Source organism: Pseudomonas sp. KH_021, from assembly GCF_057838865.1.
The window spans coordinates 3,261,140-3,281,710 of the sequence record NZ_CM174477.1 but is presented as its reverse complement, the minus strand read 5'-3'; the positions used below and the strand labels follow the sequence as shown (position 1 = coordinate 3,281,710).

Genomic DNA, 20,571 nt, shown 5'->3' with positions numbered 1-20,571 from the left:
GGGTTACCAACGCAGGCGAATACCCAGATCGCCGGCCAGGTATTTCTGCTGGTTGCCGTCCAGATTGGCACCGTAGCTGACACTGGTGTAGACGCTGACCGCAGGCGCCAAGTCCACCGCGACACCGGTATCGACGTTAAGCCAGGTCGCTGACTGCTGGGTATCGATCTGATCGATGCTGTCGTAAGTGACCGTGTTGGTGGCGTTGAAGGTACGCCACAGGTTGGTCCGGACCCAAGGGGTGATGGGCATCCCACCGGCTTTGAAGTTTCCCCGTAGGCGGGCGCCCACACGCCCGCTGACGCTTGGGTCGTTGTCGAAGCTGATATGGGAAATACCGTCGTTCTTGTTGTCCAGCGAGACCTTTTGGACAACTAACTGCGCCTGGGGCTCGATATCCCATGTCTCGTTCAAGGCAATGGGCAGCCCCGCTTCGGCAGAGGCCGAAACCACCTGGCCGTCCAGGTCCAATTGGACCCCGCGGTCGGAGCGACCACGGCCGTTGAGCCGGGTGTACTGGCCGACCAGGTCAACATAGGCACCCGATTGTTGCACCAGCGTCCAGTAGGCGCCCACCGAGTCGCCCAGCAGTTTCAGGTTGCCCACCTCATTGTCCTCAAACCCCAGCGCAAAACCCTTCACGTCCCCCCGGATACGCGATTTGCCGACATACAGCCCCACTCGCTGTGAGTCCGATGCCCAGAGATCGTGGCCCACCTGTGCGCCAGTCACGCTGCCGTTGAACGAAGGCGACACGTCGCCCTCGAGTTTCTGATCGACGTTTACGCCATAGACACGCGCCCAGCCAGCCTGGACGTAGCCCGTTTCATTCAGCAGGCGCTGCTCGCCCTGGCGTTGGTGGAAAGTGCTCAGTGCTTCACGTCCCAGTGCGCTGGCGGCCGTGGCGGCAATCGAATACACCGGCACTTCAGGCCTGTACAAGGCAATACTTTGGCCGGCGACCGGCTCAGGCAAAGGCGGCGTGCCAATGGCGGCGACCGGCACGCTGGCAGCCGGTTCCGGGAGCGGCTCCAACTGGGGAAACGTCGGCTCCACCGGAGGGGCAGTCGGGTCTGGTGTGGGTGTGGCAGCAATCGCAAGCGGCGCCACGACGCTTGAGCGCAGGTACCAACTGTTTTCGCTTCCGGCAGAGACACCGCCCTTGAACAGATAATACTCATACGCCCCAGCTGAAAGCGGCGTGCCGAGGGTAAACGCGCTGCTATTGCTGGTCGCCCCCTGATTGGCCTCGACCACCTGGATGCCATTCTGGGGCGTCAGCGCTCCGGCGCCATTGAAGTTGCTCACCTGGATGACAGTGTTGCCCGACAGCGTGCCCTTTGACACCACCAGCCTGTCCGAATCGGCCCCGTCGCCGGCCAGGACACTGTCGACTTTGAGCTGGCCATTACCCTGATAGTCACCCACCACCGTCAAGCGTCCGGCAGCGCTATTGCCCGTAAGGTCAATGACACCGTTGTTGACCAGCGTCGCGTTTTGCGCGGTATTGAAGGGCGTCACCTGACCTGTTGCAGAGCGCAAGGTGCTGGTGCTGTCGAGGGACAACACCCCCGTGCCCGTCCCGCTGTCACCCAACACCAGCGAATCGTTGAGCGTCATCTCGGATTGGTTGGTCAGTGCCACCGTTTCCCAATTGAGCAACGTCGCCGCGCGATCCGGTTTGCTGTTTTCGAACGTCAGGCTATCGATGCCCGTGCCGCCGTCGATCGAAGTCGGTTGTGACAGCAGATTGGCTGGCATATTGGTGATGAGCGCTTTATCGGTGCCATCGGCCAGTTGGATGGCGCCTTTGATGGCGCCAGCGTCTTTCCAGGTAAAGACGTCGTCGCCAAAGCTCATGAGGATATTGCCGCCGATATCGCCCCCACTGACCGAGACACTGTCGTTGCCACCGCTGACGCTGATATTGCCGCCGATGCTGCCACCAGAAACGATGATGGTGTCTTTGCCAAAGCCTGTGACCAGGTTGCCGATAATCCTGCCACCCGACATGTCGTAGGTGTTGTCATCCAGCTTCATATCGACCCGGCCGATGGTTCCACCGGTCTGTTTGGCGATATCTCCGTCTTCGAAAGCGCCGGTGATGGTGCCGCCGGTCATCAGGAAGTTATCCAGGCCATCACCCTGGGCGAGGGACCGAATGGTGCCGCCATTGATCTCGGTATAGTCGATGCCGGTGCCCATCTGCACGGCGCCACCAATGGTGCCGGCGTTAATGATCAGGCTGTCCTGCCCGGCACCAAAGACCACGGCACCGTTGATCGCGCCGGTACTGCCGACGGGAAACAACAGTGAGTTGTTGCCTGCATTGTCTGTCAATGAAGGCGCGGTACCGCTGTCACAGACGAAACTGTCATTGCCTGCGGTGGGTGTGAAGATGCAGGCTGCATTGGCCTGTTGGATGGCAAGGGTGAGCAACAGCAAGGTGCCGGAATGCTTGAGCAGTTGCAGGGGCATGGCTTTATCCTTATCCATTTAGGTAGGGGAAACACCACTGCATCCGGTAGGGCACTAGCCGATAGGGAAGATGTTTACCCTGCGTTATAAGGGTAAACAACAAGGTACAGAAGCTGTCATAACTGACAGTTGTGCCCAGATTATGAGAGGACAATACTCAGGGGTTGAATAGGCTTGATCAACGTCAGGAAGCCTTGGGTGGCTTACGGGCCGCTGACTTTTTACTGGCCTTTGCGCTGTCGGCCTTGGCAGGCGCCTTGCCTCCCAGGCTGCGTTTGTCGAGCCAGTCAAAATCCACGCCCTGGCTTGATGTGGCCGATACCAAGGCCACCGGGATATGCACTAAACCGAAACTGATCGCCCCTTTCCAGATTGCCCTTGCCATGGCTGCTGTTCCTGCCGATGCCTTGATAATCAGCTGACTGCACAACAGCGGGCAAAGTTTCAGTCACCGGATTGGCGTGCGTCCGATTGGCAAATTTCTAACAATAACCAGCGATCAGTGCCAATTTTTCCTGCATGAAATGGAAATCAGTCCTACGCTTGTCCGGGCGGGATGAACAGCAAGGAAACAGGTACTGATAATACAAGGAGGGATTTAAATGCTTTCAACACTGGAACTGCGAAATATCATCGAAAGCAGCTTTCTGCCCATGCGCTGCCAATGCACTCAAGCGCAGGACAGGTCGCTGACCGTGAGGATTTTTGATCGAGCCAGCGAGCGGGTCGATCTGCAGGTCACCGGTATTTGTGCCGAGCAACTCAATAGCAATCGGGCGATTTCCAATCTCATTACCGGGTTGCGTCACGACCTCAAGCACCGCAATGTAGCCCAAGCCAGGCGAATCAGCGACAGCCTGTAGCCAGGGAGAGCCATCAGGTCACTGACTCCACTCAAGGGAGTCGTGACCTGTTTCATAAATGCACAGACGCTCTACGCCGATAGCGTCTCTATAACCTCGCCGAAGTCGCTCAGCGGCAGTGGCAGAATAAGATAGCCCTCATATTGAGCCGACGCTTCAGGCTTGGTTTTGGCGAAAATCAAAACATATCGCTGAGAAGCGGTGTCATCGGCGACATACACGCCGCTTGAAGGATCAACCTCCCCAGGCCCCAGACCAATCCGCCAATCGACTTCCAACAAGGCGCCTCGGCGCTTGGCTTGCAGTTTGACCTGTCCTGGTGGCAACGCCTCATTCGCGTCAATGCTGAGTGTTAGCTCTGGGCCCCATTGAATGACCAGGACATGAGCCGCCTGGCTTTCCCCGGTGAGCGGGTTTTTGACTTCTATCTCATCAATGACAAAGTCTTTATCTGCAACAGGCGCAGCGGCAATGTAAACACGATTGTCCTCTGAGCTTTCGCTGGCCTCCAGCCGGCCGCTCTCGCCCTCGATCGGGTTCTTGATCGACCATTCAAGCGAAGCTCCGCCCAGGCTTGCGGACATCAGCTCTACGCGTCTACCGGCATCACAGGTCTGTATCAGTGGATTGATACTGATCGATTGACTCACCACGGTGAGTAACGCCTGGCTCATGTATCCCGATGATGAATGCGTAGCAACGATTCGCACACGAGTGAAAGTGCCCCTCACAGCGCTGCGCGGTGGGGCTTGATAGAGCCCGGTAGTCGCGTTGATCGTACCGGCCACAGGGCTGCCAGACAGCGCCTCCAATCGCCATCTGACGCCAGGAACGGAGGGCGCGGTGGTGAACTGTAGTGAGGCATCGCATTCAATGATCGGCTCCAAAGGGGAGATCACGAAAGCGGTCTGCCTGGGGCTGACCTCTGAGAAAAGGCCGTAATCGTAGGGCGCATGAAACTCAGTGCCAGTTATGAGGTGGTCAAAGTTCAGCTGGATGTTTTTTTCCAGGAAATCCTGCATAGAAAGTGTTGTCGGCAGGAAATCATCGAACTTGGATTCCAATGCACTTTCAATGTGAGCAGGATTGGCCATCTGTTGCAGTTGGCTTAACAGTTGCTGCAACGGTATTGGAATAGATGTGGCGCTGATCAACGTGTCATCGTTCGCTCCGATGTTGGGCAAAAAGACTTGGGCGTTGCAATCAAATTGGGTGAGCTCCAGGTCGAGATGGGTGTTCTCGCGGGCCGTGTACTCTGCCGTGAGGGAAACATTGAAGCGGGCGCGTGAAAATTCTAATTCATCCAGTTTTTCCGATGACCCATAATACGTAATCCACGCCCGGACCCTTGATGATGCCGAGGCTGTCCACGTAACAGTAATCCCGTGGGCATGTCGGCTGACATTCATGGCATGCCCAACCCTCAGGGCCGGCGCGTCAATTTGCATGTGCCCGCTGTAGAAGTCTCCGCCAGCCCCGATGAGAACATGGGTGTAAAAATCTCCAATAGGCGATGTTCCGTTTATTGCCGTTGCGCCCACCACTGAGCCGGCATCATTGGTGTGTATCTCGAAGTCGCTGATACGAAAGTGCTTCGCCAGCGATTCCATGACCTCTGCCAGCCTCCATCGACTCTCGTCATACAGCACCGTCGCTGAATAGTCTCGATCCGAGGGGGAGGGAATCAGATAACGGAATCCCGACTCGTTGCCTGGAAGGCTCCCCTCCACCCGGCCTCGCATTCGGACAAAGGCGAGCACTGCACCGCTGCCGTATCCTTCAGAATACGGGTCGCTGGAGCCCCGAGGATTCGCTTGAGTACGTAAGGCAAATGATTGAGGGGCTACTACGGCATTGGATCCTGGCCGAATGCTGCCCCATGTATACACTCGTTGAGCAGGCGGCAGGCGACCGAACAGTTCTTTGAAAATCAATCCAAGCTGCAACTGCTGGTCAGGCGTCGCGGGGGTGAGTAATTCGAAGTTGTCGCTGTTGCTCAAGTCCAACTGTAGTCGGCCATCATCCTGGACGTTGCCGGAAACTTCGCTAAAGGACAAATCGAGCAATAACCGTGTTGGGTCGAAGGCGTACCATTCGCTAATTTTTGTCGCGCTCCATTGTCCAAAGGACTGTCTCAGGGTTAATTGCCGACCGTCCATGATTGCCATGCTCAACTTGGCTTTTGAATGGCCAAGGTCCGCGTTCTCGAATGAAAGGCGTGGGGTGTCCAACACGAACTGGCTGAGGTACTCTTTTGTATCGGAAGTTGTGTCAATACTGCCTGTGATTGGGCTCAGGTAGGACGCCGAGTTGAAGCGGCGTATATATTCCTGAGTGAGCAGCTTGTTAAGTAATTCTCTGTCCAGCGCAAAAATAACATCCCAGCCCATCATGCGGGAGGTGTCTTTCATCCAGTCAAGCAGGTCTTCGATGGACCCGTTGGTTGAAGTGGCAATAGGTTGATTGTTCAACTGATCATCCAGGCAATAATTGAATATGCCTGGATGAGACCACGCCGACACAGTTTCAACTACTAGCACATCTAACGGGTTGACGTGGGTTGTGGCTGTGCTGGAGGAATGACTCCATTAATCCCAGTCGACTTATTCCGCAATGGCCTTGCCCACTCGCTCTGAAGCCGACCAGACGCGATAGCGAACATCGATGCCCTTGGGCACATACACCACGATCGGCAATTTGCTGTTATAGCGAAGCAGGAAGCCATCGCCGGTGACCGGCACAAACGTCTTGGTTTTCTTGCCATCCGGGCAGGCCATCAAGGTGCTCATGGGGCCTTTGACTTCGCTCAGGCGGTAGTAGGAATAGCCCCAACCTTCCAGGGTTTTTTCTTCGAGCGTACCACCGAGGCGCTGGCGATTGCAGTCGACCTCCAGGGTCTTGCCGGCGAGTATTTCGACCTTGTGGGCCGACTCGTCGGTTTGGTGGGGAAGGTGAATGATCTGGCGGGTAAAGCCGGCCTCCGGTGCCGGAAACGGGGCAATGTCTTTCGGGCCGCTAGCCTGGGCACCGGTGGCTATCAGTAGCGGAAGAATCAGGGTCAGCGCTACGCGCATGGAGCCTCCTTGCGGGCTGAAGTAAGAGAGGAGCGGGCACAAGCCTAGTCGCGATAGAACACCTGGACCAGATGATAGCCAAATTTGCTTTTGATCGGCCCGTGGACGACACGCACGGGCTTTTTGAAGATGACCTGGTCAATGGCCCCGACCATTTGCCCCGGACGAACTTCGCCCAGGTCACCACCGCGTTTGCCCGAAGGGCAGGTGGAATACTTCTTGGCCAGCACATCGAAGGCTTCGCCCTTGGCGATGCGTTGCTTGAGTTGTTCAGCCTCTTCGGCGGTTTTCACCAGAATATGGCGAGCGAGAGCTTTCATGACGCGGTTGCCTTGCACTGTGCGAGTCTAAAGCACCAATTATGCCCCATCATCCCAGCGCGCGCTTGCCGCAAGCAACCCGGTGGCCCAAGCTATCGGCTGTCACCTACGCCACAGGGCCGTGCATATGGATATAAAAGCACTATTGAAGACACTCGCAAGCCAAGATGGCTCTGACCTCTACCTGGCGACCGGGGCGCCGCCCTGTGCGAAGTTCAATGGCGTGCTCAAACCCCTGGGCACTGAAGCGCTAAAACCCGGTGAAGTGGCGGCGATTGCCGCGAGCATCATGGATGCCGAACAAGCCCGGGACTTTGCCCGCGAGCTTGAAATGAACCTGGCCATGTCGATGCCCGGCATTGGGCGCTTTCGGGTCAATATCTATCGCCAGCGCAATGAAGTGTCGATCGTCTTTCGCAATATCAAGCTGGATATCCCCCGCTTCGAAGACCTCAAGCTGCCGGCGGTGTTGCTCGATGCGGTGATGGAAAAACAGGGGCTGATACTGTTCGTGGGGGCGACTGGCTCGGGCAAGTCGACCTCGCTCGCCGCCTTGATCGATTATCGCAATCGTCACAGCAGTGGCCATATCGTCACCATCGAAGACCCCATCGAATACATCCACCGGCACAAGAAGTCCATCGTCAGCCAACGCGAGGTCGGGGTGGATACCCGCAGTTTTCACTCGGCTCTGAAAAACACCTTGAGGCAAGCACCGGACGTGATCCTGATCGGTGAAATCCGAGACCGAGCAACCATGGAGCATGCCTTGGCCTTCGCCAACACCGGTCACCTCGCCATTTCGACATTGCATGCCAACACGGCCAATCAGGCGTTGGATCGGATCATCAATTTTTTTCCTGACGAGCGCCGTGGGCAGTTGCTCAATGACCTGGGTAACAACCTTCAGGCCTTTGTTTCGCAACGCTTGGTGCAAACGCGTGATGGCCATCGCCGGGCGGCGGTGGAAGTCATGCTGGGCACGCCGGCGGTTCGTGATTTTATCCAGCGCAATGAGTTTTCCGAGCTCAAGGGACTGATTGAGCGCTCGCGAGAGCTGGGCATGCAGAGCTTCGATCAGGCGTTGTTCGACCTGGTGGTGGAGGGCGCGATCGACGACGAACAAGCCGTACGCCAGGCCGACTCGCACAACAACCTGCGCTTACGCCTCAAGCTTTATCGCGATGGCGTTGGCGAGCATCGGTCGACGCCTCAATCACCCACCAGCACCCTCAACCCGAGCGCGTCGGACTGGGGCCTGCTGGATGAGTAGGAGCAAGGTTTACCTGCGATGAATGCACCGCGGTGTATCAGGCAAACCGCGGCGCGCTCATCGCGAGCAAGCTCTGCTCCTACAGCCCTGCGCGCGGCCTATTGAGCCAACCACCCCCCATCGACATTCCAGGCCGCGCCACGCACCTGGCTGCCTGCCTCACTGCACAAAAACAGCACCAACTCACCCAGATGCTCAGGTGTGACAAAACTCAATGACGGTTGTTTTTCGGCCAAGAGGTCATGCTGGGCCTGCTCGGGGTCAGTGCCCTTGGCGACACGTGCATCGATCTGTTGCTGCACCAACGGTGTCAGCACCCAGCCGGGGCAGATGGCGTTGCAGGTAACGTTGCTGGTTGCCGTTTCCAGCCCCACCACCTTGGTCAACCCGATGACACCATGTTTGGCCGCTACATAGGCCGCCTTGCCGACCGAGCCGACTTGGCCATGCACCGAGGCGATATTGATGATCCGCCCCCAATCCCGTTCGCGCATTCCCGGCAGGGCCAGGCGCGAGGTATGGAAGACCGCCGACAGGTTGATGGCGATGATCGCGTCCCACCGCTCGACGGGGAAGTCTTCAACGGCGGCCACATGCTGGATGCCGGCGTTGTTGACGAGGATGTCGACACCGCCCAACTCCTGCTCGGCGTAGGCAAATAGTTCGGCAATTTGCTTCACATCGCTGACGTCCGCCGGATGATGGACCACGCTGACGCCGTGCGCGGCCACGGCTTTTATCGCAGGTGCCGCATCGCCAAAGCCGTTGAGAATCAGATTGGCTCCCGCCTGGGCCAGGCGCAGGGCGATACCCAGGCCAATGCCGCTGGTGGAGCCCGTGACCAGTGCTGTCTTGCCTTTAAGTTGCATAGAAATCCTCCAGTTGATTTCGCTTGCTTACGCGCGCGGGTCGAAGGCGTCGCGCAAGGCTTCTCCGATAAAGACCAACAGCGAGAGCAAGAGTGCCAGGGTAAAAAATGCGGTAAAGCCAAGCCAAGGTGCTTGCAGGTTCTGTTTACCCTGGCTGATCAGTTCACCCAGCGAGGCGCTGCCTGCTGGCATCCCAAACCCCAGAAAGTCCAGCGCCGTCAGGGTTGAGATGGCGCCGGTGAGAATAAACGGGACAAAGGACAGCGTTGCGGTCATGGCATTGGGCAGGATGTGTCGCACGATGACCCAACGGTCGGGCAACCCCAAGGCGCGCGCTGCCATTACGTATTCCAGATTGCGCCCGCGCAGAAACTCGGCACGCACCACGTCCACCAACGCCAGCCAGGAGAACAGCGCCATGATTCCCAGCAGCCACCAAAAGTTGGGCTCGACAAACCCGGACAGGATAATCAGCAAGTAGAGCACTGGCAGCCCTGACCAGACCTCCAGCAAGCGCTGGCCCAATAGGTCGACCCAGCCACCGTGATAGCCCTGAAGGGCACCGGCGGTAATGCCGATCAACACGCTGATCAACGTCAGCGCCAAGGCAAACAGGATCGATACCCGAGCGCCGAAAATCACCCGTGCCAATACATCACGGCCCTGATCGTCGGTGCCCAGCCAGTTCTCAGTCGAGGGTGGGCTGGGCGCCGGTACGAGCAAATCATAGTTGGGGGTATCGGCGCTGAAGGGAATCGGGGCAAACAACATCCAGCCGCCCTGGTCGGCCACCAGCTTGCGCACGTAATGGCTTCGGTAGTCGGGTTGGAAGGGCAGTTGCCCGCCGATGTCCTGCTCGGTGTAGCGCTTGAGTACCGGAAAATACAGCTCACCCTTGAGGCTCAGTACCAGCGGTTTGTCATTGGCGATCAGTTCGCCGCCCAGGCTCAAGGCAAACAGCAGGCCAAACAACCACAACGCATACCAACCGCGCCGATTGCGGCGAAAGCGCTGTAATTTGCGAACGCTCATGGGGGAGAGGGCGAACATCACTGGCTCCTGGCATGGAAGTCGATGCGCGGATCGACGAAGGTGTAGCACAAATCGCCAATCAGCCGGACCAACAGGCCGAACAGAGTGAAGATGAACAGCGAGCCGAACACCACCGGGTAGTCACGCGAAACTGCTGCCTCATAACTCATGCGGCCCAGGCCATCGAGGGAGAAAATCACCTCGATCAGCAAGGAACCTGCGAAAAAAACACTGATCAATGCCTGCGGAATACCGGCCACCACCAGCAGCATCGCATTGCGAAACACATGCCCATACAGCACCCGCGACTCGCTCAAGCCCTTGGCGCGGGCGGTGACCACATACTGGCAGGTGATCTCGTTGAGAAAGGCATTTTTGGTCAGCACGGTGAGGGTGGCAAAGCCACCGATCACCAAGGCGGTGACGGGCAATACCAGGTGCCAGAAATAATCGGCCACCTTGCCCAGGGTGGAAAGCTGCGCGAAGTTTTCCGACACCAGCCCACGCACCGGGAACCAGTTGAGCGAGGTGCCACCGGCAAACACCACGATCAGCAGCAAGGCGAATAGAAATGCTGGCATGGCATAACCGATGATGATCGCCGTGCTGGTCCAGACATCGAATCGGCTGCCATGACGCACGGCCTTGCGGATACCCAGCGGAATGGACACCAGATAGGTGATCAGCGTGGCCCAGACTCCGAGCGACAAGGTCACCGGCATTTTGTCCAGAATCAGATCGGTCACTTTGGCGCCACGAAAGAAACTGCTGCCGAAGTCGAGCGTCGCGTAGTGTTTCAACATCAGCCAGAGCCGCTCTGGGGCGGATTTGTCGAACCCATACTGGCGCTCGATTTCCTTGATCAGCTTGGGGTCAAGGCCGCGGCTGGCCCTGGAACTTGCGTGTACCGTCTCGCCTGCACTGGCGATGGCGCCGCCGCCAATGCCTTGCAGCCTTGCGATAGCCTGTTCAACCGGCCCACCGGGGGCGGCCTGAATGATGGCGAAGTTCACCAGAAGGATAATCAGCAGCGTGGGGAAGATCAGCAGCAGGCGACGCAGGATGTAAGCCGTCATTGCGCCTCCTTGGCAGTCAGGTCCAGGCGTTCGGCCATTTGTGCATTGGTCAGGGGCACAGGGCTGACCTCCCACCAGGTTTCCACGGCTTCGTCGTTACTGGCTTCAATGGCAGGCCGGCCGAAACGGTTCCACCACACGGTTGAGGTGCCGGGTGGGTAATAGTTGGGAATCCAGTAGTAATTCCATTGCAGCACCCGGTCCAGGGCCCCTGCGTGGGCAATCATCGAGGATTTGCTGTCGGCCTTGATCAAACCATTGAGCAGGCGGTCCACCGCGGGGTCCTTGAGGGCCATGTAGTTGTTCGAGCCAGGGTCGTCGGCGGCGCTGGAGGCAAAATAACTGTACAGCTCCTGGCCCGGAGACGGCGACACCGGGTAGCCGGTCACGATCATGTCGTAGTCGCGGGCCATCAGGCGGTTGACGTACTGGGCCGAGTCGATGCGGCGAATCTGCAAGTCGATGCCGATCTGCGCCAGGTTGCGCTTCCAGGGCAGCAGCAGGCGTTCGAAGCCGTTTTGAGCGTTGAGAAACGTAAAACTCAGCGGCTCACCCTGGGCGTTGACCAACTGGTCTCCCTTGGGTGTCCAGCCAGCCGCTTCGAGCAAGGCCAGGGCCTGCAACTGCTTGTCGCGGATAAACCCGCTGCCATCGGTTTTCGGGGCTTCGAATACCTGGCTGAACACTTCCTCGGGCACCTGGCCGCGCAGCGGCTCCAGAAGCTTGAGCTCCTGGGCATCCGGCAATTGCCGGGCGGCCATGGGGCTGTTGGAAAAAAAGCTCTGCTGACGGATGTACAGGTCACGCATCATCTGCCGGTTGCTCCACTCGAAGTCCCAGAGCAGGGCCAGTGCCTGGCGTACACGGCGGTCCTGGAACAGCGGTCGCTGCAGATTGAACACAAAGCCCTGGGCGCTTTGCAGCGAGTTGGGTGCCAGGTGAGCGCGCTGCAGACGGCCGTCGTCCAGTGCCGGACCCCGGTAGCCGAGGGTGTAGCCGGTGGCGGAAAACTCCCGGTTGTAGTCGTAGCTGCCGCCGCGAAGAATCTGCCGCGCCACATCGGTGTCACCGAAAAACTCCACCGTGAAGGTGTCGAAATTGTAGCTGCCACGATTGACCGGCAAGTCTTTGCCCCACCAGTCCGGGTTGCGGATGAAGGTGATGCTGCGACCATTGTCCATTTTGCCGACCCGATACGGACCGCTGCCCAGCGGCGCCTCGAAGCCGCCACCGTTGGCAAAGTCTCGGTCTTTCCACCAGTGCTCGGGCAGCACTGGCAACGAGGCAAGGTCCAGGGGCAGGGTGCGGTTTTCGTTGGTCTTGAAATGGAAACGAATCTGCCTCGGACCTTCGACTTCAACGCTGGCGACATCGGCGAACTGAGTGCGGTATTTAAGGCTGCCCTGGCTCATCAGCAGCTCAAAGGTATATCGCACGTCCTGGGCGGTGATCGGTGTGCCGTCGGCAAAACGCGCCTTTGGGTTGAGGAACAAGCGTAACCAGCGCCCGTCGTCACCCCGTTCCATTTTTTCAGCGACCAGGCCGTAGACCGTATAGGGCTCGTCGAGCGAGCGCACCGCCAGGGGCGAATACAGCCAGCCGTCGACCTGTGAAACGCCCACGCCTTGGTCGATGTAGGGCAATACGTGATCGAACTGTCCGATCTCAATGGCCGAACGGCGCAACGTGCCACCCTTGATGGCTGCGGGGTTGGTGTAGTCGAAATGAGTAAACGAGGGAGGATACTTGGGCGGTTCTGCGTAGACGGTCAGGGCCTGTTGCGGTGCGGCCAAGGCGTCAGGCAGGTGCAGGCTCAGCAATATCCAGAACGAGAGGAGGAATGCCCGGCGCAGGGGGCTGATCGTTGCGATCAATCGCTGTTTCCTTACACGGAGTGAGGAAAGATATGCCGCAATATTCGGCAATCATTACAGCTGCAAACATACGCGCTAAGCCATTGCGATTCCACCGTGACGGGCTGGCGAATGTCAGGCCCGCCACGGTGGCGTAAAGCTGTGATCAGTCCTGACGGCTGGTCACTTCCAGCAGGTGATAACCGAACTGGGTTTTCACCGGACCTTGCACCACGTTGAGAGGGGCGCTGAACACCACGGTGTCGAATTCCTTGACCATCTGGCCTGGGCCGAACGAGCCCAGGTCGCCGCCCTGGCGGCTCGATGGGCAGGAGGAGTTGGCTTTTGCAACTTCGGCGAAATCGGCACCAGCTTCAATTTGAGCTTTCAGTTCATTGCACTTGTCTTCGGTGGAAACCAGGATGTGGCGGGCAGTGGCTTTGGCCATGGGAACAACTCCTTTGACAGAAAGGTTGAAAGCCTACCGCAATCGGTAGGCCCTGTCTCATGCCGAGACTGCAATGCCCGCGTTCTGGCGCTGCAATTGTTGTGCAGCGCGGCGCAACAGCTGTTCGGTGGCATCCCACCCCAGGCAGCCGTCGGTAATCGATACGCCATAACGCAGGTTGTCACTCAACGCCTGGCAGCCGTCGAACAAATGGCTTTCCAGCATGACCCCCACGAGTGAGCGGTCGCCTTCAAGGCGCTGGGCCAGCACTTCGCCGAACACGTGAGGTTGACGGCTTGGGTCTTTGCCACTGTTGGCATGGCTGCAATCCACCATGATCCGCGCCGGTACCTTGATGTTCGTCAGCTGCTGATGGACGTCGCGGATGTTCTGGCGGTCGAAGTTCGGACCACGGTGGCCGCCGCGCAATACCAGGTGGGTATCGGGGTTGCCCTGAGTCTCGATGATGGCCGGGTGCCCTTGGGCATCGACGCCGAAGTGGCGGTGCGGGTGCGCGGCGCTGCGCATGGCGTCGCAGGCGATAGCGACGCCGCCGTCGGTGCCATTCTTGAAGCCGACCGGTAACGGCAAGCCGCTGGCCATTTCGCGGTGGACCTGCGATTCGGTGGTGCGTGCGCCAATCGCTGCCCAGCTCAGCAGGTCATCGAAGTAGCCTGCGGCCATCGGTTGCAGCAGCTCGGTGGCAATCGGCAAGCCGAGCTTGATCATTTCGCGCATCAGCTCGCGAGACAGGCTGAGGCCTGCGAGCATGTCGTCGCTGCCATCCAGGCGCGGGTCGTAGGCCAGGCCTTTCCAGCCCACCGTGGTACGAGGTTTTTCGACGTAGGCGCGCATCACCAGCAACAGTTGTTGGTCGACGTCTTTGCTCAACGCGGCCAGGCGTTCGGCGTATTCGAGCGCCGATTGCGGGTCATGCAGGGAGCAGGGGCCGACCACGACCAGCAGGCGTGGGTCACTGCCGTCAAGAATGGCGCGCACGGCCTGACGGTGGGCGCTGACTTGGGCATGCAGGGTATTGGAGAGGGGCAGTTGTTGCTTGAGACCATGGGTGCTGGGCAGGCGCTGGCTGGCGGCATGATTGGCGGCAAACGGCAGTTGCTGGGCGTTCAGCGAGGTCAGGGACAGGGCAGAGTTGGACGAATTCATGTTCGGGGTTCCCTGGGTTGGCGGCGGGCTTCATCCCGCGCTCAACCCTATCGAGGTGTTCGACAATTGGCCGTGATGGCGTCGTGTGTGTGCTTGCCACCCATGAGTGACCGATCGGAGGCGGCAGGCTGTCCCGAGCGGAGCTGGCTAAATCGCCATGCGCTGAAGCTGTCGTAACGGTAATAGGTGGCGTAGTTCATGGTGTAATCCTCAAATGTTGATGGCGTTGGGGGCCTTAAAAAACAAAACCCCCGGTCGGGGAGCCGACCGGGGGTTAGATTTCTCTGCCTGGCGACCCCTTGAGTTGCGGGCGCCGTGATGGGTATCAGGCGCGCCGTTGGCTAAACCAATACCCAAAATAAAAGTTGACTGGGGAAGCTGTCGCACAGGCAGCCGCTACGGTCAGGCAAGGAGCGCTGACGGCAGTGAGGGCGTAGGTGCGAGTGATGGGCGACATGCTGATCTCCAGTGAATGCGACCGAGCTTACTTCACGATCGTGTGGTGATTCAATGGGTTTTTGCTATGGGTGCGATTGAAATTTCTGCATGAGCCCCACAGGGTGCCTGCCTTGGTTTTTTCTTTGTTCTTGAGATCGAGCGCCGCCCGCGCGGCGCATTCGCCGGCTAAAGCCGGCTCCCACATTGGTTGCAACGTGCCATGGCCTGTGAGAGTGGAGTTGTCAGCCACGCGCAAGACTTCGAAACCACAAAGACCTAAAGCCGAACCCCCAAGGCTAACAACGCCGATCCCGCAGGCCATGGCACGTTGCAAAAAATGTGGGAGCCGGCTTTAGCCGGCGATGCGCCGCGCGGGCGGCGCTCGATTTTGGCAACAGCGCAAAACCCAAGGCAAGCGCCTGGAAGCCTTGATACGGCCTTCCTCCCTTCATTCTCAGGGTGAACCGCAGAGCGCCTGTCAACAGATCGCATGAGCCCCACGAGGTGCCTGCCTTGGGTTTTCCTTTGCTCTTGAGATCGCGCGCCGCCCGCGCGGCGCATTCGCCGGCTAAAGCCGGCTCCCACATTGGTTGCAACGTGCCATGGCCTGTGAGATTGGAGTTGCCAGCGACGCGCAATTAGCCATGGTAGCGATTTGAAATATTTTTCCAGTGTCGGAAAAGGTAGCTGCAATTGTAGGATCTTCCCCCGTTTGAAATTCAGGTAGATATGACTTCCTTCTCGGAGCCTCCCAGTCCAAGGCCATCCTGGCCTGCTTTAACCCCTTCTGATCACCCTTGCTCGAGTACTCGCCCATGGAATGGCTAGCCGACCCTACCGCCTGGCTGGGCCTGGCGACGCTGATCGTCCTGGAACTCGTCCTGGGTATCGACAATCTGGTGTTCATCGCCATCCTTGCCGACAAACTGCCACCCCATCAGCGTGACCGCGCGCGGGTGCTGGGCCTGTCGTTGGCATTGATCATGCGCCTTGGCCTGCTGGCCAGCATCTCCTGGATGGTGACGCTCACTGAACCTTTGATCGACGTCTTTGGCAAGGCCTTCTCCGGCCGTGACCTGATCATGCTGTTCGGTGGCGTGTTCTTGCTGTTCAAGGCGACCATGGAGCTGCACGAGCGGCTGGAAGGACATATTGCGCAGAGCAGCAGTAGCACGCGTTACGCCGCATTCTGGCCCATCGTGGCGCAAATCGTGGTGCTGGATGCTGTGTTCTCGCTCGATGCGGTGATCACCGCCGTGGGCATGGTCGAACAGCTGTCGGTGATGATGATCGCCGTGGTGTTCTCCATTGGCCTGATGATCGTGGCAAGCAAGCCGCTGACCCGTTTCGTCAACTCGCACCCGACCGTGATCATGCTGTGCCTGGGCTTTTTGATGATGATCGGCTTCAGCCTGACCGCCGAAGGCCTGGGTTTCCACATTCCCAAAGGCTACTTGTACGCAGCGATCGGTTTCTCGATTCTGATCGAGGTGTTCAATCAGGTGGCTCGTGTGCGTCGCAAGCGCAGCCTGCAACTGCATCGCCCGTTGCGCGAGCGTACCGCCCATGCGGTATTACGGCTGCTGGGTGGGCGCAGGCCGGATGCCGAGGAAGTGGGGGAGGAGATTGCCGACATGCTCGGTGACAGCGACGAGGGTGCCCTGTTCGATCGCCGTGAGCGGGTCATGATCAAGGGTGTGTTGAACCTTGCCGAACGACCGATTCGCACGGTCATGACGGTGCGCTCGGACGTCGATGCCATTGACATTGATCAGTCACCCGAACAAATTCGTACATCGCTGATGCACTCGTCCTACTCACGTTTGCCGTTGATTCGACAGGGTCGAATTGAGGAGCCCTTGGGGTACCTGCACAAGAAGGAACTGCTTAAAGAGTTGCTGGCCGGTAACGAACCGGATCTGGAGTGCCTGGTACGTAAGCCGCTGCACTTGCTGGAGAGCTTCAGCATTCTCAATGCGCTGGAGCAGATGCGTGCCGACTCGACGCATATCGCGTTTGTGGTGAATGAATTCGGTGACTTTACCGGCATTCTGACCATGACCGATATTCTCGAATCCATTGCCGGCGAGTTACCCGATGCCAGCGAGGTGGTAGGGCCAGATATCGTGCAACAAGCAGACGGTTTTATCGTCAATGGCGCGTTGAACCTGAGCCTCGTCCAAGCCCGTACCGGCTTTGGCGCAAAGGCCACCGAGGACTACCAGACCCTCGCGGGTCTGGTGATGAGCTTGCTTGACCGCCTGCCTGTGGTGGGGGACACCCTGCGTTGGCAGTCCTGGCAGTTGCAGGTGATGTCGGTCGAGGAGCGCCGCGTGCGGCAGGTCTTGCTTACACAGAAGGGCGACGCTGACGCAGCAGGTGCTTGAACCCCTCAAGCACCAATACCACCACTGCCAGCCAAATCGGCAGGTAGGTGAACCACTGGTCGGCCTTGATGCTTTCCCCCAGCAACAGGGCCACGCCAACCAGCAATACAGGCTCGACATAGCTGAGCAGGCCGAACAGGCTGAACGCCAGCAACCGGCTGGCCAATACATAGCTGATCAGCGCCAGGGCGCTGATCATGCCCAACCCCGGGATAAGCCAGTACAGGCTGGGATGCTCTAGCAAGTCAGCGGTGGACAACGGCCCGGTCAACACGAATGCCAGGGCCGCCGGAATCATCAGGCCCATGTCGACCCACAGCCCTCCCAGATGGTCGGTGCGCAACTTGCGCCGCAGCACGAAATACAGCGGATACCCGCTCGCCACCAACAGGGTTTCCCAGGCAAAACTGCCATGCTGGTACAGCTCGTGGCCCACGCCTACCATGGCGCAGCAAACGGCAACCGTCTGTAACCAGGACAGGCGTTCGCCGTACACCAGGCGCCCCGTCAGGACCATGGTCAACGGCAGCAGGAAGTAGCCCAGCGAGACCTCAAGGCTGCGCCCATGCAGCGGCGCCCAGAGAAATAGCCACAGTTGCACGCCCATCAGGCTCGAAGTGGCGAGGGTGCCCAGCAGTAATATCGGCGTTTTTAGAATGCGCCGCATCAAGCCGATGGCCAGCGCAAAGTCGCGGCTTGCCAGCATGAATAAAGTGACGCAGGGCAGGGTCAGCAGCACACGCCAGCCGAAGATTTCTTCACCGCTGAGCGGGGTTAAAAGAGAGGTATAAAAGTACATCACGGCAAATAAGGTGGATGCCGTGACGGACAACGTGATGCCTTTGGACAAGGGGTGCCTCGCGAAGCGGATTTTTGACAGGTGACACAGGTGGCTATGATCTCAATTCCGGGCCTATCTATACAGTCGGCAGTTGTTTCGCGGCAGTCGTTAAAAAGCGACGTACAATATTGCGACCGGCAACAGTGTTCATGATAGAGGTGCTTTCACAAAGCGTTTGCGTAATGCGTTACGCTGTGTAGAATCGGCTTACGCATACAATAATAAGGTCCGCCGCTCGGCAGACCCCAAGAGAATGGGTCCACATGAGGCAGTACGGGTTCAAACTCATCTATGGTGACTTCCTCTCCCGCAGCGTGAGGGGCATTTCCTGCGCGCCACCCGCCATCCTCGACCGCTATAGCCGTTAACACCTGTTAAACACCTATACCGTGATGAGGAAACAACCATGGCTGACCTATTCGAAAACCCAATGGGGCTGATGGGCTTTGAATTCATCGAATTCGCCTCGCCTACGCCGGGTACCCTGGAGCCGATCTTCCAGATCATGGGCTTCACCAAAGTGGCCACCCACCGTTCCAAGAATGTTGACCTGTATCGTCAGGGCGACATCAACCTGATCCTGAACAACGAGCCACACAGCCTGGCTTCGTACTTTGCTGCCGAGCACGGTCCTTCGGTGTGTGGCATGGCGTTCCGGGTCAAGAATGCCCAGCAGGCGTACGCCAAGGCATTGGAAATCGGCGCACAGCCAGTAGAAATCCCGACCGGGCCGATGGAGCTGCGCCTGCCTGCCATCAAAGGCATTGGCGGCGCGCCGCTGTACCTGATTGACCGTTTCGGTGAAGGCAACTCGATTTATGACATCGACTTCAATTTCATCGAAGGCGTGGATCGCCATCCGGTCGGCGCGGGCCTGAAGATCATTGACCACCTGACCCACAACGTTTATCGCGGTCGCATGGCGTATTGGGCGAACTTCTATGAGAAGTTGTTCAATTTCCGTGAAATTCGTTATTTCGATATCAAGGGCGAATACACCGGCCTGACCTCCAAGGCGATGACTGCACCGGATGGCATGATCCGGATTCCTCTGAACGAAGAATCTTCCAAGGGCGCGGGCCAGATCGAAGAGTTCCTGATGCAGTTCAATGGCGAGGGCATCCAGCATGTGGCCTTCCTCACTGACGACCTGCTCAAGACCTGGGATCAGCTCAAGGGCCTGGGCATGCGCTTCATGACAGCCCCACCGGATACTTACTACGAAATGCTCGAAGGGCGCTTGCCTGGGCATGGAGAATCGGTGGAGCAACTGCAGTCACGCGGCATTCTGCTGGACGGTTCTTCTGAGAAGGACGACAAGCGCCTGTTGTTGCAGATTTTCTCTGAAACCTTGATGGGACCGGTCTTTTTCGAGTTCATTCAACGCAAAGGTGATGACGGCTTCGGTGAAGGTAATTTCAAGGCCCTGTTCGAGTCGATCGAGCGAGATCAGGTCCGTCGTGGCGTATTGAGCACTGACTAACCTGTAGGAGCCGGCTTTAGCCGCGATGGGGCACACCGCGGTGCATCAGGCAAACCGCGGTGTGCCCCATCGCGGCTAAAGCCGGCTCCTACCCGGCAGGCGAACACGTCTTGCATTGTGGCGCATAAGAGCGCCTGCACACCCAATAAAACACCCCGCCGGTCAACAATCCGACCAGAAAAAAACTGCTGGCGAATACGCTTGCGCGCTGCAGGTAGACCGTTCGGACGGTGCCTTTGGCGTAACCGCCGTGGACATTGAAGCCGTAGCGGGTTGAGCTGAGTTCTACGTGATGCTCGGGATTCTCCGGGATCGAGTCTGTACGCACGTTGCCCAACCGGTCGAGCCAAGCGTTGCCCAGCTCCAGGATCAGCGCAGTATCGTTGCCGCGCAGGTCCAGGGCGTCGAGCAATGTCTGGCCATCGACGATAGCCGCCACGCCTTGTGTACCGTTATAGAGTCGATAGTAGAGGATCGAGCTGTCTGGCGTGGTCGGGTTACCCTGGCGCAACCAGAACTTACCATTCTGGAACGCATCCGGCGCCAGATGGGCCGACATGACTCCATCCAATGAGCTGCAATAGATGGTGTTATTGCGCAGCAGCATCAACGAGCGCAGGTAGGACTCGCTGACCACTTCCATGCGCAAGGTGGGGAGTGCCGCATCGCAGGGCTGGCCGGCAAGATAGCGAATTTCCCGGGTTGCAACCGTGACCCGATCCATGACCGCTTCGGTCTTGTGCAAGCCTTGAATGGTAGCTTTGGCGGCGCTTTGGCCCAGGGACTTATCGACTTGCAGATACAAAACCAGTAACCCGGCGACAATCGGAGTCAAGCCTACCGCGAGGGAGAGAAACAGGATCTTGCGTTTTTCACGAGTGCCGAGGCGTCGTGGTGTCATGGCATTCCCTTATGTTGAGGTGACAAGAGTCAACCGCACGTTTGCCACCGAGGCGTGGCGTGGGGCTG

General features: G+C 58.4%; 17 protein-coding genes and 1 pseudogene. 4 read left to right on the top strand and 14 right to left on the bottom strand.

Annotation, left to right across the window (positions count from 1 at the left end; translation table 11 throughout):
* Window positions 1-3: 3 nt before the first annotated feature.
* On the bottom strand, window positions 4-2,478 hold the full coding sequence (locus AC3IX4_RS15150) for an autotransporter family protein (protein WP_489256264.1): 2,475 nt from the start codon (window positions 2,476-2,478) through the stop codon (window positions 4-6).
* 265 nt (window positions 2,479-2,743) lie between these two features.
* Window positions 2,744-2,863 (bottom strand): annotated as a pseudogene (locus AC3IX4_RS15145) (non-homologous end joining protein Ku); the annotation flags it as partial.
* Between the two features lie 217 nt (window positions 2,864-3,080).
* Between AC3IX4_RS15145 and AC3IX4_RS15140 the strand changes: the two are divergent.
* Window positions 3,081-3,341: a DUF1652 domain-containing protein gene (locus AC3IX4_RS15140; protein WP_489256263.1), complete on the top strand. Its 261-nt coding sequence runs from the start codon at window positions 3,081-3,083 to the stop codon at window positions 3,339-3,341.
* Between the two features lie 71 nt (window positions 3,342-3,412).
* Here AC3IX4_RS15140 and AC3IX4_RS15135 read toward each other — a convergent pair whose 3' ends face one another.
* From AC3IX4_RS15135 to AC3IX4_RS15125, 3 genes are all read right to left on the bottom strand, one after another.
* On the bottom strand, window positions 3,413-5,812 hold the full coding sequence (locus tag AC3IX4_RS15135; protein ID WP_489256262.1) for a hypothetical protein: 2,400 nt from the start codon (window positions 5,810-5,812) through the stop codon (window positions 3,413-3,415).
* Between the two features lie 132 nt (window positions 5,813-5,944).
* Window positions 5,945-6,415, bottom strand: coding sequence for a serine protease inhibitor ecotin (gene eco / locus AC3IX4_RS15130; RefSeq protein WP_489256261.1), 471 nt, complete (start codon window positions 6,413-6,415; stop codon window positions 5,945-5,947).
* Window positions 6,416-6,459: 44 nt separating this feature from the next.
* On the bottom strand, window positions 6,460-6,735 hold the full coding sequence (locus AC3IX4_RS15125; RefSeq protein ID WP_489256260.1) for a peptidylprolyl isomerase: 276 nt from the start codon (window positions 6,733-6,735) through the stop codon (window positions 6,460-6,462).
* Window positions 6,736-6,862: 127 nt separating this feature from the next.
* Between AC3IX4_RS15125 and AC3IX4_RS15120 the strand changes: the two genes are divergently transcribed.
* Complete coding sequence (locus AC3IX4_RS15120) at window positions 6,863-8,008, top strand: PilT/PilU family type 4a pilus ATPase (RefSeq protein WP_489256259.1); 1,146 nt, start codon at window positions 6,863-6,865, stop codon at window positions 8,006-8,008.
* Between the two features lie 98 nt (window positions 8,009-8,106).
* On the opposite strand, the gene hbdH is transcribed toward AC3IX4_RS15120, so the two are convergent.
* The 7 genes from hbdH to AC3IX4_RS15085 form a co-directional block, all read right to left on the bottom strand.
* Complete coding sequence (gene hbdH / locus AC3IX4_RS15115) at window positions 8,107-8,877, bottom strand: 3-hydroxybutyrate dehydrogenase (RefSeq protein WP_489256258.1); 771 nt, start codon at window positions 8,875-8,877, stop codon at window positions 8,107-8,109.
* 27 nt (window positions 8,878-8,904) lie between these two features.
* On the bottom strand, window positions 8,905-9,927 hold the full coding sequence (locus AC3IX4_RS15110; RefSeq protein WP_489256257.1) for an ABC transporter permease: 1,023 nt from the start codon (window positions 9,925-9,927) through the stop codon (window positions 8,905-8,907).
* On the bottom strand, window positions 9,927-10,985 hold the full coding sequence (locus AC3IX4_RS15105) for a microcin C ABC transporter permease YejB (protein WP_489256256.1): 1,059 nt from the start codon (window positions 10,983-10,985) through the stop codon (window positions 9,927-9,929). Before AC3IX4_RS15105 ends, AC3IX4_RS15110 begins: the two co-directional genes overlap by 1 nt.
* The gene (locus AC3IX4_RS15100; protein WP_489261291.1) at window positions 10,982-12,838 is read right to left on the bottom strand and encodes an extracellular solute-binding protein; all 1,857 of its coding nucleotides are present in this window, start codon (window positions 12,836-12,838) and stop codon (window positions 10,982-10,984) included. Before AC3IX4_RS15100 ends, AC3IX4_RS15105 begins: the two co-directional genes overlap by 4 nt.
* Before the next feature lie 166 nt (window positions 12,839-13,004).
* The gene (locus tag AC3IX4_RS15095) at window positions 13,005-13,286 is read right to left on the bottom strand and encodes a peptidylprolyl isomerase (protein WP_489256255.1); all 282 of its coding nucleotides are present in this window, start codon (window positions 13,284-13,286) and stop codon (window positions 13,005-13,007) included.
* A gap of 57 nt (window positions 13,287-13,343) precedes the next feature.
* Entirely contained in the window at window positions 13,344-14,453 is a 1,110-nt protein-coding gene (locus tag AC3IX4_RS15090; RefSeq protein ID WP_489256254.1) for a 3-deoxy-7-phosphoheptulonate synthase, read from the bottom strand.
* 484 nt (window positions 14,454-14,937) lie between these two features.
* Window positions 14,938-15,213, bottom strand: a complete 276-nt coding sequence (locus AC3IX4_RS15085) for a hypothetical protein (RefSeq protein WP_489256253.1) — start codon at window positions 15,211-15,213, stop codon at window positions 14,938-14,940.
* A 493-nt stretch (window positions 15,214-15,706) separates the two neighbouring features.
* Between AC3IX4_RS15085 and AC3IX4_RS15080 the strand changes: the two genes are divergently transcribed.
* Complete coding sequence (locus AC3IX4_RS15080; RefSeq protein ID WP_489256252.1) at window positions 15,707-17,278, top strand: TerC family protein; 1,572 nt, start codon at window positions 15,707-15,709, stop codon at window positions 17,276-17,278.
* Here AC3IX4_RS15080 and rarD read toward each other — a convergent pair.
* Window positions 17,241-18,128, bottom strand: coding sequence for an EamA family transporter RarD (gene rarD / locus AC3IX4_RS15075; RefSeq protein ID WP_489256251.1), 888 nt, complete (start codon window positions 18,126-18,128; stop codon window positions 17,241-17,243). The genes AC3IX4_RS15080 and rarD overlap by 38 nt on opposite strands.
* A gap of 397 nt (window positions 18,129-18,525) precedes the next feature.
* Here rarD and hppD point away from each other — a divergent pair, with 397 nt between their 5' ends.
* The gene (gene hppD, locus AC3IX4_RS15070; protein ID WP_489256250.1) at window positions 18,526-19,602 is read left to right on the top strand and encodes a 4-hydroxyphenylpyruvate dioxygenase; all 1,077 of its coding nucleotides are present in this window, start codon (window positions 18,526-18,528) and stop codon (window positions 19,600-19,602) included.
* An 88-nt stretch (window positions 19,603-19,690) separates the two neighbouring features.
* Here the strand turns inward: hppD and AC3IX4_RS15065 are convergent, their stop codons facing one another.
* Entirely contained in the window at window positions 19,691-20,503 is an 813-nt protein-coding gene (locus AC3IX4_RS15065) for a CSS-motif domain-containing protein (RefSeq protein ID WP_489256249.1), read from the bottom strand.
* Between the last annotated feature and the right edge of the window lie 68 nt (window positions 20,504-20,571).

Excerpts from the sequence above, each read along its gene's own strand:
- AC3IX4_RS15080 (WP_489256252.1), top strand. The coding sequence starts at position 15,707 with ATGGAATGGCTAGCCGACCCTACCGCCTGGCTGGGCCTGGCGACGCTG.
- hppD (WP_489256250.1), top strand. The coding sequence starts at position 18,526 with ATGGCTGACCTATTCGAAAACCCAATGGGGCTGATGGGCTTTGAATTC.
- AC3IX4_RS15125 (WP_489256260.1), bottom strand. The coding sequence starts at position 6,735 with ATGAAAGCTCTCGCTCGCCATATTCTGGTGAAAACCGCCGAAGAGGCT.
- AC3IX4_RS15085 (WP_489256253.1), bottom strand. The coding sequence starts at position 15,213 with ATGGCCTGCGGGATCGGCGTTGTTAGCCTTGGGGGTTCGGCTTTAGGT.
- AC3IX4_RS15065 (WP_489256249.1), bottom strand. The coding sequence starts at position 20,503 with ATGACACCACGACGCCTCGGCACTCGTGAAAAACGCAAGATCCTGTTT.
- AC3IX4_RS15140 (WP_489256263.1), top strand. The coding sequence starts at position 3,081 with ATGCTTTCAACACTGGAACTGCGAAATATCATCGAAAGCAGCTTTCTG.
- AC3IX4_RS15095 (WP_489256255.1), bottom strand. The coding sequence starts at position 13,286 with ATGGCCAAAGCCACTGCCCGCCACATCCTGGTTTCCACCGAAGACAAG.
- hbdH (WP_489256258.1), bottom strand. The coding sequence starts at position 8,877 with ATGCAACTTAAAGGCAAGACAGCACTGGTCACGGGCTCCACCAGCGGC.
- AC3IX4_RS15110 (WP_489256257.1), bottom strand. The coding sequence starts at position 9,927 with ATGTTCGCCCTCTCCCCCATGAGCGTTCGCAAATTACAGCGCTTTCGC.
- AC3IX4_RS15105 (WP_489256256.1), bottom strand. The coding sequence starts at position 10,985 with ATGACGGCTTACATCCTGCGTCGCCTGCTGCTGATCTTCCCCACGCTG.
- AC3IX4_RS15120 (WP_489256259.1), top strand. The coding sequence starts at position 6,863 with ATGGATATAAAAGCACTATTGAAGACACTCGCAAGCCAAGATGGCTCT.
- AC3IX4_RS15150 (WP_489256264.1), bottom strand. The coding sequence starts at position 2,478 with ATGCCCCTGCAACTGCTCAAGCATTCCGGCACCTTGCTGTTGCTCACC.
- AC3IX4_RS15090 (WP_489256254.1), bottom strand. The coding sequence starts at position 14,453 with ATGAATTCGTCCAACTCTGCCCTGTCCCTGACCTCGCTGAACGCCCAG.
- eco (WP_489256261.1), bottom strand. The coding sequence starts at position 6,415 with ATGCGCGTAGCGCTGACCCTGATTCTTCCGCTACTGATAGCCACCGGT.